Consider the following 16,331-nt stretch of genomic DNA (forward strand, 5'->3'; position numbering starts at 1 on the left):
CGCTTGCCACAGCGCGACAACGCTCAGGAATACGCACTGGACGGGTCGCTTAGGTTAAGCCATCGATAATCACCTGTTTCATGCCCTGCGAGCAGGGTTCGACGCGCCCACGCACGCCATATACCTGCGCAAGGGTCTGCGGCGTGATCACGTCACCAGGCAGGCCGTCGGCCACCAGCTCGCCGTTTTTCAAGATCAGCACATGGTCGCCATGACGTAGAGCGATATTGATATCGTGCACCACCACCACGGTGACGATATTGCGGCGTTGCGTTTCGCGCTTCACCAGATCCATGACGTGAAATTGGTAGTTCAGATCCAATGCGCTGAGCGGTTCATCCAGCAGCAGCAATGACGGCTGGCGAATCAGCGACTGCGCCAACCCCACCAGTTGTTTTTGCCCGCCGGAAAGCTGATCGAGAAAATGCAGCGCCAGATGTTCAATGCCAAGCTGGCGCAGCAGATCCATGACTTGCGCTTGTTGCTCTGCACTGTGCAGCCCGCCGGACGCGCGTTGCGCGACAATAATCGACTCCAGCACATGCAAATGCACCCCGGCAGGCAGCGACTGCGGCAGGTAAACCACCTGCTCGGCGCGTCTGGCAAAGGGCTGCGCCAGTAGATTTTCACCCGCCAGCAACAGTTCGCCCTGCGCGTTGTTCAGCCCGGCCATCGCCCGCAGCAAGGTCGATTTACCGCTGCCGTTTGGCCCGAGCAGAATGGTAACTTTGCCGCGCGGCAGGTGGGCAATATTGAGGTTATTGATGATCTGTCGTTTGTGATAACCCGCGCCAAACCCGCGCAGGCATAGACCGGAATGCGGGCTCATACACTCCCCCGGTAACGCACAATGATGGTGATAAAGAACGGCACGCCGACCAGCGACGTGACAATGCCAACCGGGATAATGACGCCGGAAATCAGGTTTTTGGAAACAATCGACGCCAACGACAGCACCAGCGCGCCGAGTAACGCACTGGCAGGCAGATAAAAGCGGTGATCTTCGCCAAACAGGATGCGCGCGATATGCGGCGCGACGAGGCCGATAAAACCAATAGGCCCGACAAACGCCACCGACAGCGCCGACAAAATACTGACGCGCAGCAGCGTCGCCAACCGCAAGCGGCGCACGTTAATGCCAAAACTGATGGCGCGCTCTTCCCCCAAACGCAGGGACGTCAGCTTCCATGAACTGCGCATCGACAGCGGCGCAACCACCGCAAGCGCAAGCAGCAAAATAGCGAGCTTTTCCCACGACGCGCGCGCGAGGCTGCCCATCGTCCAGAACACCAGCCCCTGCAAGGTATCTTCGCTGGCGACAAATTGCAGCATCGACACCAGCGCGTTAAAGGTAAACACCAGCGCAATACCAAACAGCACCACGCCGGAGGTCGCCACCTGCGCCCAGCGGGTGATGCCATCCAGCAGCAGCGCCGCCAGCAGCGCGAAAAGAAAGGCGTTCGCTGAGATAAACCACTGCGCCGGTACGCCGGGAATACCGATGCCGAGCACAATTGCCAGCGCCGCGCCAAATGCCGCCGCCGAGGAGACACCGAGCGTAAACGGGCTGGCGAGCGGGTTGTTCAGAATGGTTTGCATCTCTGCCCCGGCAAGCCCCAGCGTTAAGCCAACGACAATCGCCATCAACGCGTAGGGCAGGCGAATATCCCAAACAATCACCCGAATACCAGCGTCGACGCTTGCCGGGTCAATCAGCGTGCGCCACAGCACATTCAGCGATAAGCCCGACGGGCCGAGAGTAAAATCCAGCAGCATCGAGGCTGCGATGAACACCACTAGCAACGCCAGCAGGCTGACGCGGCGGCGGATAATCGTGTGGTAGCTGAGCATCAGGCCGTCTGCCGTTTGCTCGCTAGCTTGAAGGGGCGAACGCATGAAAAGCACCTTGCCGAGAATGCGATGGTACAATTTTGAGAATTATTATCATGTTAAGCGAAAGCGCGTCGCGATGACATCAATCAATCCCTTCCTTAACATCCTGATTCGCTTTCTGTTTCTCTGACATATTTTTTTACGGGCGCGAAAGCAGGTTATTGACTACCCTTTTGCTTTGCCTGATCTCCGGAAGCCCGCCATGAAATACTCCCTGCTGTTACTGCTTATTTTTGGTGCCACTGCACGAGCCGACGATGCAGTGAAACTGAACTGCCCGACGCGCGGCGATCTGACGGTCTCATTTTTCAACTACAAGCTGATAACGATGAAGTGGGGTGATCATTTTCAGGTGGCGGCGGGCAAAGAGAAAAATCACACCAAAGCGGGTGTGCCGTTCTGGAGCACCACCTTTGGCAATGGCGACAATTTAGCCTTTTTCCCGGACTCGGATCAGTACTATCTGTTCTTTGCCGGTGCGGAAGATCCGGTGTTGTGCAGCGAAGAGGGCAGCTTTGTTTACCCGGTTATTACGCCGCCACGCTATGAAAAGCCGAGTAGCGACGCGCCGCAAACCCAGGCCAGCACCACAAGCAACGACGTGATTTTGCAGCATCCCTCACTTTCGTAGGGCGGGTAAGCGTTAGCGCTGTTTGCTTTTTTATTTCTGTTGGGCAGGGAACCCGGCGTCGGCATTGTTTTCTTTGTTCATTCCCGGAGGCTGGAACAAGGCGTTTTTCAAATTATTGATTGCGCCATTAATGACGTCTTCGCGGGATTTATAAGGAAGCGCCAGCGTACAAACGCCATAAACACCAATGGCAAATGCGATGGCGGCAAACACGCCTGAAAAACCATTCCAGAACCATAGCAACGACCTCACCCCCCAATGACGTTCGCGGATTTTTCCAAGCTCAACGGCGCGATGAAAGTTAACCACTGCCTCTTCACCAGCAACCTTGATTTCATTGCTGCGGACAGTTTGCATTTGCACAATTTCATCTTTTAACTGTGCAATCTCATTGGCCTTTTTATTTGCCTCTTTCAGTTGTTCTTCATAGGTCAGCCGTATCCCTTCATCAAGCTGATCCATAAGGTTATCAATAAATAAACTCGCTTTATGACGATACCCTTTAATTCTGCCCGGCGTATTTACCGTCTGCCGGTGAAATATCTTTAGTTCTGCATTGATTTGCTCATCTGTTCCACCTGATAAACGTAAAACTTCTGCATATTCACTTTTGTCATATTTATAAAGTGAATATGCCAGCAACCCTATTTTATCATCATCTCCATTCACTAATTCCTTGAAAACCCAGCGACTATCCATTCTGTTCCCCTATAAAAAAACGCCACATAAATGGCGTTTTATAAAAAGATATGGTTATGCTTTGGCAGCGAAAAGGAAGGCTTTTTTAACCATCGCTTCGAGATCGCGGCGTGTCATGCCAAGCTTAACAAGCCACTCATCGTCCACCTGACCTGAAACAGAAGAATTGTGCATACTGCCTTTGGCCAAAGCATTTCTAATAATTTCAGCTTTGCGGCTTGCTGATAATGGCTGTAATTGATACTTCTCCATTGCCCCTCCATTAACTTATTAGACGAATCCATAATAAGATCCCACGAACGATCGACGCATATTTTAGCAGGCTCAACAAAGGGTTTTATCTTTATTTTCCAGGAAATTTGCGAGCAAGAATCCAAATAAAAAATTGTGAAACAGATCTACAGCTTTAAATAATATCGACATGTATTTAAAGCTGTATAAATCATCCCGATTTAATTCCCGTTATGAATCAGCCAGGTTGAAATATGCCATTCGCCACATCCGCCGGTGTCACTATGCCGCTGTCGAGCACCCAGGCGCTGATTAACGCGGCGGGGGTGACGTCAAAGGCCGGATTGTAAACTTGCGCGTCGGTGGGCGCCCACTGCACAGCGCCAAAACTGCCGGAAACGCCGGTCACTTCTGCTTGAGAGCGTTGCTCAATCGGGATCGCGTCTCCGTTCGGGCAGTGCGGATCTAACGTGGTTTGCGGCGCGGCGACATAGAATGGCACGTTGTGGAATTTCGCCAGCACCGCCAGCGAATAGGTGCCGATTTTATTCGCCACATCGCCATTAGCGGCAATACGATCCGCACCGACCCACACCGCGTCCACCTGCCCTTTCGCCATCAGGCTGGCGGCCATCGAATCGGTAATTAATTGATACGGCACACCCAGCTCGCCCAGCTCCCACGCGGTGAGACGACCGCCCTGCAACAAGGGACGCGTTTCATCCACCCACACATTCGCCACTTTCCCTTGCTGATGCGCCAGCGCAATGACGCCAAGCGCCGTGCCCACGCCCGCGGTTGCCAGCCCGCCGGTGTTGCAGTGCGTCAATAAGCGGCTACCGGCTTTGACCAGCGAACTGCCCGCCTGCGCGATGTTGTCGCACAATTGCTTATCTTCTTCGATCAAGTGCAGCGCTTCGGCCATTAGCGTTTGCGCATACTCTTCCTGCGCCAGTGCCTGTTTCATGCGGTCGAGATTGTTCATCAGGTTCACCGCCGTTGGGCGCGCAGCGCGCAGGGTTTCCAGTGCCATCGCCAGTTCATCGCGGTTTGCGCCCCGCTCCGCCAGCAGCGCCAACAGCAGGCTGGCGGAAAGGCCAATCAGCGGCGCGCCGCGCACGCGCAAGGCGTGAATATGGCCGACAAGTTCGTCTACCGTATCGGCGGATAACCAGCGTTTCTCCTGCGGCAGAGCCTGTTGGTCAAGAATAAATAATCGATTGTCGGCGATGCGCAGGCTGGTGGTCTGTAATGACGGCATATCGTTAAATCCCTGTTGCGTTAATGTGGCGTATTGTGTCAGGATGCGGTTCGGATGTATAGACGTCTAAATGGCTTTTGTTAGCAAAAAGAGGATCGAGGCAATGTCGCAATACCATACCTTTTCCGCCCGTGATGCCGTGGCGTATGCACAACAATTTGGCGGTCTGGATAACCCGTCCGAACTGGTGGACGCACAGGAGGTGGGCGACGGTAACCTCAATCTGGTCTTCAAAATTTTCGACAACCAAGGCGTTAGCCGCATCATCGTCAAGCAGGCTTTGCCTTACGTGCGCTGCGTTGGGGAATCCTGGCCGCTGACGCTGGATCGCGCCCGTCTCGAAGCGCAAACCCTGGTGGAGCACTATCAACATTGCCCGCAGCATACCGTTAACATTCTCCATTTCGATGCAGAACTGGCGGTGATGGTGATGGAAGATCTCTCGGATCATAAAATCTGGCGCGGTGAGCTTATCCAGAATGTGTATTACCCGCAGGCGGCGGCGCAGCTTGGCGAATACCTCGCCCGGACGCTGTTTCACACCAGCGATTTTTACCTTCACCCGCACGCGAAAAAAGCCCAGGTCGCGCAGTTTATTAACCCGGAAATGTGCGAAATCACCGAAGACCTGTTCTTTAACGATCCCTACCAGATTCATGAGCGCAATAACTACCCGGCAGAACTGGAATCTGACGTTGCCGCCCTGCGCGATGACGCGCAATTAAAGCTGGCGGTCGCGGCGCTCAAACATACTTTCTTTTCCCATGCCGAAGCGTTACTGCACGGCGATATTCACAGCGGTTCCCTGTTTGTTGCCGAAGGCCGCCTGAAAGCGATCGACGCCGAGTTCGGTTATTTTGGCCCAATCGGTTTTGATATCGGGACGGCGATGGGCAACCTGCTGCTCAATTACTGCGGCCTGCCTGGCCATCTGGGCATTCGCGATGCGGCAGCGGCGCGCGAACAACGCCTGCTGGATATCCAAACGCTTTGGACAACGTTCGCCGAGCGTTTCCAGACGTTGGCAAGCGAGAAAACCCGCGACGCGGCGCTGGCGCAGCCGGGTTACGCGTCGGCGTTTCTGAAAAAAGTGTGGGCAGATGCGATTGGTTTTTGCGGTACCGAACTCATTCGCCGCAGCGTTGGGCTGTCGCACGTTGCCGACATCGACACCATCAGCGATGACGCAATGCGCCACGAATGCCTGCGCCACGCCATTTCCCTTGGCAAAGCCTTGATCGTGATTGCCGGGCGTATTGATAGCGTCGACGAGTTGATTGCCCGCGTAAGACAATACAGCTAACGCTTCCCGCCCCTATCGGGCGGGAAATTACCCCAAATATTCAATAATCGATAACCCGCCGTTGTAATCCGTGCTGTAAATAATGCCCTGCGCGTCGACAAACACGTCGCAAGACTGGATAACGCGCGGGCGGCCTGGCCGGGTATCCATCATTTTCGCCGGGGCGGCAGGCACCAGCGCGCCCGTTTCTACCGGGCGATACGGGTTGGAAATATCATAAGCGCGCACGCCTGCGTTCTGGTAGGTGGCGAAAATCAGCGTCGAGCTGATAAAGCTGCCAGGGCGGTTTTCATGCAGGTTATGTGGCCCGAAATGCGCGCCTTTCGCGACATAATCCACTTCATCCGGCTGCGGGAACGTCGAGATGCTCACTGGGTTCGACGGCTCGCGAATGTCGAACAGCCAAATCAGCTTTTCACCATCTTCCTGATTGTCGAGCACCGCTTCATCCAGCACCACCAGCAGATCGCGGTCCGGTAACGGCAGCGCAGTATGCGTGCCGCCGCCAAACGGCGGGCTCCAGTTGCGGTGGCTAATCAGTTTCGGCTGCGTCCGATCTTTCACATCCAGCAGCGTCAGGCCGCCGTCGCGCCAACTTCCATACGCGGTGTCCCCGGCGATAATCGCGTGGTGCAGCGCGTAGCGTTTGCCCTCTTCCCAATTCGGTGTTTCGCCTGCGGCCTGGTTCATGCCCGGCAGCCACCAATGCCCGGCGACCTGCGGTTTGCGCGGATCGGCCAGGTCGATGGTCAGGAAAATGTAGTCGGTAAAACCGTCGACCAGCGCCGAGACATACGCCCAGCGGCCGCCGACGTACCAGATACGATGAATGCCAATGCCGTTGAGCGACAGGAAGCTGATTTCACGCGGTTTATCCGGCGTAGAGATATCGAAAATGCGCAGCCCGGCGCTCCAGCCGCGACCCTGCACATCGCTCACCGTTTCACCCACCGAGCGGGTGTAATAGACCTTTTCATCGGCGAAGCGGGCATCGGCGAACAAATCGCGGGCGTTAATCACCAGCAGCAGATCGTCGTGAGCTTGCAGATGCACGTTCCAGGTGCCCGGCGGCGCAGCGACGAAGCCAGCGGGTTTCGGGTTTTTCGCGTCGCGCACATCGACAATGGAAAAGCCCTGCGACACCATATGCCCGATGTACGCAAAACCGCGGTGCACCATCAGTTGTACGCCGTCCGGGCGTCCGCCTTGGTCGCTATGCCCAATCAAGCGCATATTGCGGCTGTAATCGGGGCGCGGAAGTTCAGTTGCCATGATTTATCCTTTCATGCGCCGGATGCCAAAATGCCGGATGGCGGCGTTGCCTTATCCGGCCTACAAGCCCCGCGCAATTTGTAGTTTGTAGGCCGGATAAGCATAAGCGCCATCCGGCGAACAACGCGCACTTATTTATTCTTCGCTTCCAGCGTAGCGAACCACGGCGCGATAAAGTCCTGCGTTTGGCCCCAGCCCGGAATGATTTTGCCGAGCGACGCCACATTCACCGCACCCGGTTGGCTGGCGAGCAGCGCCTGCGGAATGGCGGCCGCTTTAAAATCATAGGTCGCAGGCGTTTGTTCACCGGCAATCTTATTGGCGATCAAACGCACGTTGGTGGCGCCAATCAGTTTTGGATCCACCGCCACGCTCACTTTCCACGGGCTGTTGGCTTCACGCATCAGTTGCAGATCCTGGTTCGAGACATCAATGCTGTAGAGTTTGATCTCGGTGCGACCATTCTCTTTCAGCGCTTTGTACGCGCCCTGGCTGAAGGCATCCCAGGTTCCCCAGATGGCGTCGATTTTACCTTTCGGGTATTTCGCCAGCACCGCGCCGACTTTGTTCGCGGTATCGCCCTGCACGTCTGAAGAGACCGCGCCAATGGATTCCAGCTCTTTAATGCCCGGATGGGCTTTCAGCAGTTCCGCATAGGCGGCCTGGCGGCGCTCCATCGGCGGGAAACCGGCGACCCACAGCTTGATAATGTTGGCTTTGCCGTTGAAGTCTTTCACCAGCTCGCCAAAAGAGAGTTTAGTCAGCGAAGCGTCATCCTGCTGGGTGACGGTCACGCCGGGAATCTCGCCGTTCACGGCGGTATCAAACACCGACACTTTAATGCCTGCGGCGACCGCTTTTTTAATCAGTTCGGTGGAGTAGGGATCGCGCCCCTGCGACAGAATAATGCCGTCATATTTCTGGCTGATCGCCTGGTTCACAAAGTCCTGGAATTTGGCGTCGTCTCCATTGCTCAAAAAGGTGCTGATTTTAAAGCCCAGCTTTTTGCCTTCCTGCAATGCGCCAGCGACAAACTGCGTGGTGTTATCGTCGGAACCGAGGTTGCGAATCAGCGCAATGCGCACCGGGCCATGATGATTGGCAAGGGCGTCCGGTACTGGCGCAGGCGTGGCGGCGTGGCCCGGCAGCGCGCTCAGTAATCCCAGCGCCAACAGCGAGAGTGCAATTTTTTTCATGTCTGTTTTCCCCTGAATAGTTAACGACGCTGGAAGTAAGTCAACGCAAGAGCACCGGCCAGCACCAGCCCCTTAATAATGTCCATTGCGTAATAGGGCACGGAGAGCATCACCAGCCCGTTTTGCAGCACGCCGAGGATAACCGCCCCCACCAGCGTGCCGAGCGCGTTTGGCTTGCCGGAACCCGCCAGCGAAAAGCCAATCCACGCGGCGGCGACCGCATCCATCAAATAACCGCCGCCCGCATTAACTTGCGACGATCCAATGCGTGACGCCAGCAAAATGCCGCCAAGCCCGGCGAGCAGCGAGGCAATCACATACGCCGCCACTTTGTAACGCGTGGTGCGAATGCCGGAAAGGCGCGCCGCTTCCGGGTTGCCGCCGATGGCGTACATGCGCCGGCCGTGCGTGGTCAGCGATAGACCAAGCTGCGCGACCACGGTGACCACCAGCATAATGATGACAATTGTCGGCACCTGGCCGAGCAGCCCGAAAGCCGCAGGAATCGTGCCTTCCGCCATATCCCCGCTCGGTAGCACCATGTTTTCCGTGATCGAGCCGCCGTAGCTGTAGGTCATCGCCACGCCCTGAATGACAAACAGGCTGCCAAGTGTGGCGAGCATGTCGGGAATACGCAGGATCACAATCAAAAAGGCGTTAAACAAGCCGACCAGCGTACAGAGCGCCAGCGTCACCACAATCGCTTCGGTGGTGCCAAACCCATGCCAGACAAACAGCGAGATCACCAGCGCGTTCGCCAGTGACGCGGTGGAGCCAACAGAGAGATCAAAGCCGCCGACGGTCAGTGAAATCGACACGCCGACCGCAATCACCGTCACAATGGCGATCGATCGCAAAATATTGATGATGTTGAAAGGATCGAGGAAGTTGTCCGATGCCAGGCCAAAAACGGCAATCAGCAGGACCACGGTGAGCAACATGCCCCATTTATACAGAAAATCAAAAAATTGCTGGCGCGTTGACATCGCCGCATTGACTGAAAGGGCCTTACTCACGGGCCGTTCCTCCGGTGGAATAATAAAGGAGTGTCTCTTCACGGGCATCCTCGCCCTGCACTTCTGCCACAATGCGCCCGTCCCACAGCACACAAATTCGGTCACACAAACCCACCAGTTCGGCGAATTCACCTGACGCGTAAATCACGCCCTTGCCTTCGCGCGCCAGCCCGTCGATCAACTGGAACAGATCGGTCTTGGCTTTCACATCCACGCCTTTGGTTGGCTCATCAAAAATCACCACGTTGGCGTTACCGCGCAGCCATTTGCCAATCGCCACTTTTTGCTGATTACCGCCCGACAAACGGCGCAACATTTGCCCTGGGCCGGAGGTGCGCACGCCGACGCGGGCGATCACTTCCTGCGCCCAGCGCCAGGCCTGGCGGTGACCAAACAGGCTCCAGCGCGAAAAACTGTTATCGGCGCTGACGGAGAGATTCATGCTGATAGGCTCATCAATAAAGATGCCCTCTTTGCGCCGCTCTTCCGGCACCAGCGCCAACCCACGCGTCACCGATTCCGCCGGATCGCGCGGTCGCCACGGCTGGCTATTCAGTTCGCCACGGCTAATACGGCTTTTGCTCGCGCCAAATAACGCTTTGCAAAGCTCCGTTTTCCCGGCACCCGCCAGCCCGGCGATGCCGAGAATTTCCCCTTTGCGCAGGCGCAGCGAGATATCTTTCAGCAAGCCTTCATCGTGCAGGCCGTCGATCCGTAGAATCACATCGTCGCTGTGCGACGGGCGCGCAGGCGGATAAATGTCGCTCAACTCATGGCCGAGCATCTTCTCAACAATTTGCTCGCCGCTGAGGGAATCCATCGGGCCAGACTCAATCAGCTTGCCGTCGCGCAGCACCGTCAGGGTGTCGCAAATCGCGTTCAGTTCATGAATGCGATGGGAAATAAACACCACGCCAATGCCCTGCTGTTGCAGGCGTTTCACCACAGTGAACAAGCGCTCACTTTCATGCTGATCGAGCGGCGCGGTGGGTTCATCAAGAATCAAAAAACGGCAGTGGTGCGAGAGCGCGCGGGCCAGCAAAATTTGCTGTTTTTCCGCCAGCGTGCAGCTATCGATTGCGCGTTTCACATCCAGCGTGACATCCAGTTGCGCCAGCGCCGCCCGCGCCTGCTTGCGCGTGTCACCCCAGCGATAGCGGTGCCCGGTGTCGGCCAGCTTATCGAGCATGATGTTTTCCGCGATGCTCAAACCTGGGATCAGCGCGACATCCACTTCCTGCTGCACCAGGTGAATGCCAAACTGTTTGGCGTCGCGCGGGGTACGTATCGAAACCACCTGATTATTAATGGCGATTTCCCCTTCGTAATGGCCGTAAGTGCCGCACAGCACCGCCATTAGCGTTGATTTTCCCGCGCCGTTCGCGCCGGTTAACGCGTGCACCGAACCGCCCCGTAAGGTGAAGTCGACCTGCGACAGCGCTTTAAAGCCGCCGAAGGAGAGGCTCATGCCACGCATTTCGAGGAGGTTGCTACCCATAGCGCGTGAATACCTGCGATTAATAGATTGATTTAACGAATTTTTCATAGCCTCGCTTGACTGGCAACGACAGAAAAGGCATAAGTTAAAGCTAAATAATATTAGCCATCCGGATGTCCAGACATAACATCGGGTTAGCCATCACGCATAAGGACACGACTCATGAGCAGTACCGATATTCGCGTTGTACCCGGCCCCGCCAATTACTATTCCCATGCCGGTAGCCTCGCACGATTGCATGATTTTTATCCCCCCGAACAACTCTCCCGCGCGGTGTGGATCTACGGCGAACGCGCTTTCGCTGGCGCAAAACCGTTCCTGCCGGAAGGCTTTAACGCACCGGGCGCGAAACATATTCTGTTCAAAGGCCACTGCAGCGAGCATGACGTGAGCGAACTGGCGCAGCAGGCGGGTGATGACCGTGCGGTGGTGATCGGCCTTGGCGGCGGCGCGCTGCTGGACACCGCGAAAGCCGTGGCGCGCCGTCTCGGTTTGCCGGTGGTGGCAATCCCGACCATTGCCGCCACTTGCGCGGCGTGGACGCCGCTGTCGGTCTGGTACAACGACGCGGGCCAGGCGCTGCAATTTGAAATTTTCGACGACGCCAACTTCCTGGTGCTGGTCGAACCGCAAATTATCCTCAACGCGCCCGCGGAATATCTGCTGGCCGGGATCGGCGATACGCTGGCGAAGTGGTATGAAGCGGTGGTATTAGCCCCGCAGCCGGAAACCCTGCCGCTGACCGTGCGTTTGGGGATTAACGGCGCGCTGGCGATCCGTGATGTGTTATTGGCAAGCAGTGAAGCGGCACTGGCGGATCAGCAACGCGGTGAAGTGACGCAAGCATTTCGCGATGTGGTGGATGCGATTATTGCCGGTGGCGGCATGGTGGGCGGTCTGGGCGAGCGTTACACCCGCGTAGCCGCCGCGCACGCGGTGCACAATGGCCTGACGGTGTTGCCGCAAACCGAGAAATTCCTGCACGGCACGAAAGTGGCGTACGGCATTTTGGTGCAAAGCGCATTGCTCGGCCAGGACGATGTATTGGCACAATTGATTGATGCGTACCAGCGTTTCAACCTGCCAACCACGCTGGCGGCGCTCGATGTGGATATCAACAACCACGCCGAGCTGGATAAGGTGATTGCCCACACCCTGCGCCCGGTGGAATCGATCCATTATTTGCCGGTGGCGTTAACCGCCGACACCCTGCGCGCCGCCTTTGAAAAAGTGGAAACCTTGTCGCGTTAATCTCCCGCATCACGCCCGGTGGCGCTTCGCGTGCCGGGCCTACGGGCTAACATTGGCATCGAACCCGTAGGCCGGATAAGGCGTAGCCGCCATCCGGCGATTGAAGCTCGGGCGAATATTTTGCCGGATGGCGCTAAACGCTTATCCGGCCTACAGTGTGGGCCACAACCCCATTGCCATTCGGGCGATGCCGAGCAGGGTTTCCCGGCTTGCGCCGTCTCGCGCCTGGATCGACATGCCTTGCTGGATTCCGGCATACAGCCTTGCGAGCGCGTCGATATCGGTGTCGACGGGCAACTCCCCTATCTCGCACGCCTGCATTAGTCGCGTTTTCAGCAACGCAATCCCTTTGCTTCGCATCTGTTGCACCTGCTGGCCCAGGCGATCGTTACCTTCGCTGCCGACGGCGGAAAGCACCAGCATACAGCCGCGCGGCGAATCGCAGCGTGTCAGCACCTCGGCGGAGCGCTCCAGCCACTGCGCGATGGCTTTTTTAGGTGACGGCTCGGTGCTGACGCAGCCCCAGATCTGCGGCGCAATATTCTGCAAATAGTGCTGCAATACTTCGTTGTAGAGATCCTCTTTACCGCCAAATGCCGCATACAAACTGGGCGATTTGATGCCCATCGCCTCATACAAATCATTCATTGATGTCGCGGTGTAACCCTTCTGCCAGAAGACTTTCATCGCGTTGTCGAGTGCATCGGTACGGTCAAATTCCCGTGGTCTTCCCCGGCTCATATTGGCCCTCCTCGCATTTTGTGCTGATCGGTATATTAATAGTATTGACGAATGTATGGAAGCCCGCCTATTTTAATTATGTATCAATCGACACATAAATCAGGAGTCCTCATGTCACACTCTCTTTCAGGTAAACGCGCGCTGGTCACCGGCGCAAGTCGCGGCTTGGGTAAAGCCATTGCATTGACGCTGGCGCGCGCCGGGGCGGATGTCGCCATCACCTGGGAAAAATCGGCCGATAAAGCCCTGGCCGTGGCCGAAGAAATTCGCACTCTGGGGCGTAATGGCATCGCCATTCAGGCCGATAGCGCGAACCCGCAGGCTGCACGCAGCGCCGTTGAGCAAGCGGTCGAACAACTTGGCGGGCTGGATATTTTGGTGAATAACGCGGGCATTGCCTATAACGGGCAACTGGAAGCGATGTCGCAGGAGGAGATCGACGCGCTGATCAACGTGAACATTCGCGGTGTGGTGTTCTCCACCCAGGCGGCGCTGGCGCATCTGCCGGATGGCGGGCGCATTATCAATATCGGCAGCAGCCTCTCTGACCACGTGCCGCTGCACAATGTGAGCGTTTATTCGATGACCAAATCGGCGTTGAACTCGTTGACGCGCGGGCTGGCGCGCGATCTCGGGCCGCGCGGCATTACCGTGAATATGGTAAAACCAGGATCGACCGACAGCGACATGAACCCGGCAAACGGCGCGGGCGCCGAAACGCAGCGCCAGCTTACCGCGTTGGGGCATTACGGCGAGGCGCAGGATATTGCCGAAGCGGTCGCGTTCCTCGCAAGCCCGGCGGCGAAGCATATTACCGGCACGGATATTCTGGTGGATGGCGGCACCAACGCCTGATTAACAGGCAAAAAAAGCGGCGCATCCGCGCCGCTTTCTCACGCAAGAATTAACAGCAGCGTGCACCGCCTTTTCCGCCGTAGCGCGCATCCTGACGCTCGCGGAAAAATTCCTCATAAGTCATTGGCGTCTGATCCGGATGCGTGACACGCATATGCTCGACATAGTTGTCGTAATCCGGAACGCCAATCATCATTTTCGCCGCCTGGCCTAAATACTTCCCGGCTTTTGAAAGCGTGTCGAACATAAAAGCTCCTGCGTGATCGGTTAATGAACGCCCTTCGCCTGGCCGACAATCTGCTCAACGTTGTCCGGCATTTCCTGGTACGGCGTCTCTTTTGCCGTCGGTTTGTCCTCTTTCAACGCCGCCAGCGCGGTTTTCAGCGAGTAGAATGCCAGCACCACCACAACGACCATAAAGAAGATGGTCAACCCGGCATCAAGACGGTTGTTGAACACCAGTTGCGTCAGTTGCGACTCGGTATACTGCGCCGGAATATTGCCGCTATCTATCATCGCCTGGAACTTATTGGCAATCGCCAGGAAGCCAACTTTGGTGTCCGGGCTGAAAGATTTTTGCCAGCCTGCGGTCAAGGTACAGATCAGCAGCCAGGCCGTTGGCACTAACGCCACCCACGCGTAACGCTGGCGTTTCATCTTAAACAGCACCACCGCGCAGAGCATTAACGCCATACCGGCCAACATCTGGTTGGCAATGCCGAACAGCGGCCACAAGGTGTTGATGCCGCCCAGCGGATCGACCACGCCCTGATGCAGGAAATAGCCCCACGCCAGCACGCACAATGCGGTGGAAAGCAGGTTGGCGGGCAGCGATTCGGTGCGTTTCAGGTTCGGGGAAATTACCCCCAACAAGTCCTGCAACATAAAGCGCGCCGCGCGGGTTCCGGCATCGACCGCCGTCAGAATAAACAGCGCCTCGAACAGAATCGCGAAGTGATACCAGAACGAGACATCCATCATGCCGCCGAGCGCGCCGTGCAGAATGTAGGCCATACCTACCGCCAGGGTTGGCGCTCCGCCCGCGCGGGAAATGATCGACTGCTCACCCACTTCATCGGCAATCTGTCTGAGCGTGTCCGGCGTGATGCTAAAGCCCCAGCCGCTCACCACCTGCGCGGCTGACGCCACCACATCGGTGGTGCCCGCCGGCGCTAACACCGCCATCGGGCTGTTCATGGCGAAGTACACGCCCGGATCGATAATGCATGCCGACACCAGCGCCATGATCGCCACGAACGACTCCATCAACATGCCACCGTAACCGATAAAACAGGCCTGGCCTTCGCTGGCGAGCATTTTCGGCGTGGTGCCGGAGGAAATCAGCGCATGGAAGCCAGAGACCGCGCCGCAGGCAATGGTGATAAACAGGAACGGGAACAGGTTGCCTGTCCACACCGGCCCGGTGCCGTCGACAAATTTGGTCAGCGCGGGCATGGTCAGCGTCGGGCGCATGATCAGAATGCCGATCGCCAGCCCGATGATGGTGCCGATTTTCAGGAAAGTAGAGAGGTAATCGCGCGGCGCAAGCAGCAGCCACACCGGCAATACCGACGCGACAAAACCATAACCCACCAGCATCCACGTCAGTTGCACGCCGGTGAAATCAAACCACGGTGCCCACGTCGGGCTTTCGGCGACCCAGCCGCCGGAAATAATCGCGAACACCAGCAGCACCAGGCCAATCACCGACACTTCGCCAATGCGCCCAGGGCGCAGGTAGCGAATGTAGATGCCCATAAAAATCGCCAGCGGAATGGTGAACGCCACGGTGTAAGTTCCCCACGGGCTGTGGGTCAGCGCTTTGACGACAATCATCGCCAGCACCGCCAGAATGATCACCATGATCATAAAGGTCGCCACCAGCGCGATCACCCCGACAGTCGGCCCCATCTCTTCTTTGACCATCTCGCCGAGGGAGCGCCCGTCGCGGCGCGTGGAGATAAACAGCACCATAAAATCCTGCACCGCACCGGCCAGCACCACGCCCGCGAGGATCCAGATCATCCCCGGCAGGTAGCCCATCTGCGCCGCCAGTACCGGCCCTACCAGCGGGCCTGCGCCGGCAATAGCGGCAAAATGGTGACCGAACAGCACTTTCTTATCCGTCGGCACATAATCAAGGCCGTCGTTGTGCCGCACCGCCGGAGTCATGCGCGTTGGGTCAACTTGCAGCACATTTTTGGCGATGTAGAGACCATAAAACCGGTAAGCGATGAGGTAAATACAGACGGCGGCGACCACAATCCACAGAGCGTTAATCTGTTCGCCGCGATTCAATGCGATGTAGCCAAGGGCAAACGCGCCGACAAGTGAGAGCGCGCCCCAAATAAGGTATTTCCCTGAGTTGTTCATAGCGGTTATCCGTTTGAGAGACAGAGAGATGTTACATTTTGTATCTATATCAACTCTGCGGACTTAACAACTTTGAAACATAGGAAGTTCGCCCTGTAACCAGGCATTTAC

16 protein-coding genes are annotated in these 16,331 nt (G+C 56.7%); 4 read left to right on the forward strand and 12 right to left on the reverse strand.

Going from position 1 to position 16,331, the window contains the following annotated elements; genetic code table 11:
* Positions 1–49: 49 nt before the first annotated feature.
* A complete protein-coding gene (locus tag AAEY27_RS15760; protein ID WP_342321638.1) occupies positions 50–829 on the reverse strand; it encodes an ABC transporter ATP-binding protein in 780 nt (259 codons plus the stop codon).
* Positions 826–1,851 (reverse strand): FecCD family ABC transporter permease, encoded by a 1,026-nt coding sequence (locus AAEY27_RS15765; RefSeq protein ID WP_342325603.1) that lies wholly within the window; start codon positions 1,849–1,851, stop codon positions 826–828. Before AAEY27_RS15765 ends, AAEY27_RS15760 begins: the two co-directional genes overlap by 4 nt.
* Before the next feature lie 244 nt (positions 1,852–2,095).
* Between AAEY27_RS15765 and AAEY27_RS15770 the strand changes: the two genes are divergently transcribed.
* On the forward strand, positions 2,096–2,524 hold the full coding sequence (locus tag AAEY27_RS15770; RefSeq protein ID WP_342321639.1) for a hypothetical protein: 429 nt from the start codon (positions 2,096–2,098) through the stop codon (positions 2,522–2,524).
* A gap of 30 nt (positions 2,525–2,554) precedes the next feature.
* On the opposite strand, the gene AAEY27_RS15775 is transcribed toward AAEY27_RS15770, so the two are convergent.
* The 3 genes from AAEY27_RS15775 to mtnA form a co-directional block, all read right to left on the reverse strand.
* Positions 2,555–3,223, reverse strand: coding sequence for a hypothetical protein (locus tag AAEY27_RS15775; RefSeq protein ID WP_342321641.1), 669 nt, complete (start codon positions 3,221–3,223; stop codon positions 2,555–2,557).
* Positions 3,224–3,277: 54 nt separating this feature from the next.
* Positions 3,278–3,475 carry a hypothetical protein gene (locus tag AAEY27_RS15780; protein WP_342321643.1) on the reverse strand — a complete coding sequence of 66 codons (198 nt, stop codon included), beginning with the start codon at positions 3,473–3,475 and terminating at the stop codon, positions 3,278–3,280.
* Positions 3,476–3,692: 217 nt separating this feature from the next.
* A complete protein-coding gene (gene mtnA / locus AAEY27_RS15785; protein ID WP_342321644.1) occupies positions 3,693–4,715 on the reverse strand; it encodes an S-methyl-5-thioribose-1-phosphate isomerase in 1,023 nt (340 codons plus the stop codon).
* Positions 4,716–4,818: 103 nt separating this feature from the next.
* On the opposite strand from mtnA, the gene mtnK reads away from it, so the two are divergent.
* Entirely contained in the window at positions 4,819–6,018 is a 1,200-nt protein-coding gene (mtnK, locus tag AAEY27_RS15790; RefSeq protein ID WP_342321645.1) for an S-methyl-5-thioribose kinase, read from the forward strand.
* A 27-nt stretch (positions 6,019–6,045) separates the two neighbouring features.
* Here mtnK and AAEY27_RS15795 read toward each other — a convergent pair whose 3' ends face one another.
* The 4 genes from AAEY27_RS15795 to AAEY27_RS15810 form a co-directional block, all read right to left on the reverse strand.
* A complete protein-coding gene (locus AAEY27_RS15795) occupies positions 6,046–7,290 on the reverse strand; it encodes an LVIVD repeat-containing protein (RefSeq protein WP_342321647.1) in 1,245 nt (414 codons plus the stop codon).
* 131 nt (positions 7,291–7,421) lie between these two features.
* Positions 7,422–8,486, reverse strand: a complete 1,065-nt coding sequence (locus AAEY27_RS15800; protein ID WP_342321649.1) for a sugar ABC transporter substrate-binding protein — start codon at positions 8,484–8,486, stop codon at positions 7,422–7,424.
* 20 nt (positions 8,487–8,506) lie between these two features.
* Positions 8,507–9,502, reverse strand: a complete 996-nt coding sequence (locus AAEY27_RS15805) for an ABC transporter permease (RefSeq protein WP_342321650.1) — start codon at positions 9,500–9,502, stop codon at positions 8,507–8,509.
* The gene (locus tag AAEY27_RS15810) at positions 9,495–11,000 is read right to left on the reverse strand and encodes a sugar ABC transporter ATP-binding protein (protein WP_342321651.1); all 1,506 of its coding nucleotides are present in this window, start codon (positions 10,998–11,000) and stop codon (positions 9,495–9,497) included. The genes AAEY27_RS15805 and AAEY27_RS15810 overlap by 8 nt, the downstream gene beginning before the upstream one ends.
* 162 nt (positions 11,001–11,162) lie before the next feature.
* Here AAEY27_RS15810 and AAEY27_RS15815 point away from each other — a divergent pair, with 162 nt between their 5' ends.
* On the forward strand, positions 11,163–12,251 hold the full coding sequence (locus tag AAEY27_RS15815; RefSeq protein WP_342321653.1) for an oxidoreductase: 1,089 nt from the start codon (positions 11,163–11,165) through the stop codon (positions 12,249–12,251).
* Between the two features lie 150 nt (positions 12,252–12,401).
* On the opposite strand, the gene AAEY27_RS15820 is transcribed toward AAEY27_RS15815, so the two are convergent.
* Positions 12,402–12,992 carry a TetR/AcrR family transcriptional regulator gene (locus AAEY27_RS15820; RefSeq protein WP_342321655.1) on the reverse strand — a complete coding sequence of 197 codons (591 nt, stop codon included), beginning with the start codon at positions 12,990–12,992 and terminating at the stop codon, positions 12,402–12,404.
* 111 nt (positions 12,993–13,103) lie between these two features.
* Here AAEY27_RS15820 and AAEY27_RS15825 point away from each other — a divergent pair, with 111 nt between their 5' ends.
* Positions 13,104–13,847, forward strand: a complete 744-nt coding sequence (locus AAEY27_RS15825) for an SDR family NAD(P)-dependent oxidoreductase (RefSeq protein WP_342321656.1) — start codon at positions 13,104–13,106, stop codon at positions 13,845–13,847.
* A 49-nt stretch (positions 13,848–13,896) separates the two neighbouring features.
* On the opposite strand, the gene AAEY27_RS15830 is transcribed toward AAEY27_RS15825, so the two are convergent.
* Entirely contained in the window at positions 13,897–14,094 is a 198-nt protein-coding gene (locus tag AAEY27_RS15830) for a YbdD/YjiX family protein (protein ID WP_000460621.1), read from the reverse strand.
* 20 nt (positions 14,095–14,114) lie between these two features.
* A complete protein-coding gene (gene cstA / locus AAEY27_RS15835; RefSeq protein WP_342321657.1) occupies positions 14,115–16,220 on the reverse strand; it encodes a pyruvate/proton symporter CstA in 2,106 nt (701 codons plus the stop codon).
* Between the last annotated feature and the right edge of the window lie 111 nt (positions 16,221–16,331).

The organism is Kosakonia sp. BYX6, from assembly GCF_038449125.1.
Taxonomy (GTDB): domain Bacteria; phylum Pseudomonadota; class Gammaproteobacteria; order Enterobacterales; family Enterobacteriaceae; genus Kosakonia; species Kosakonia calanthes.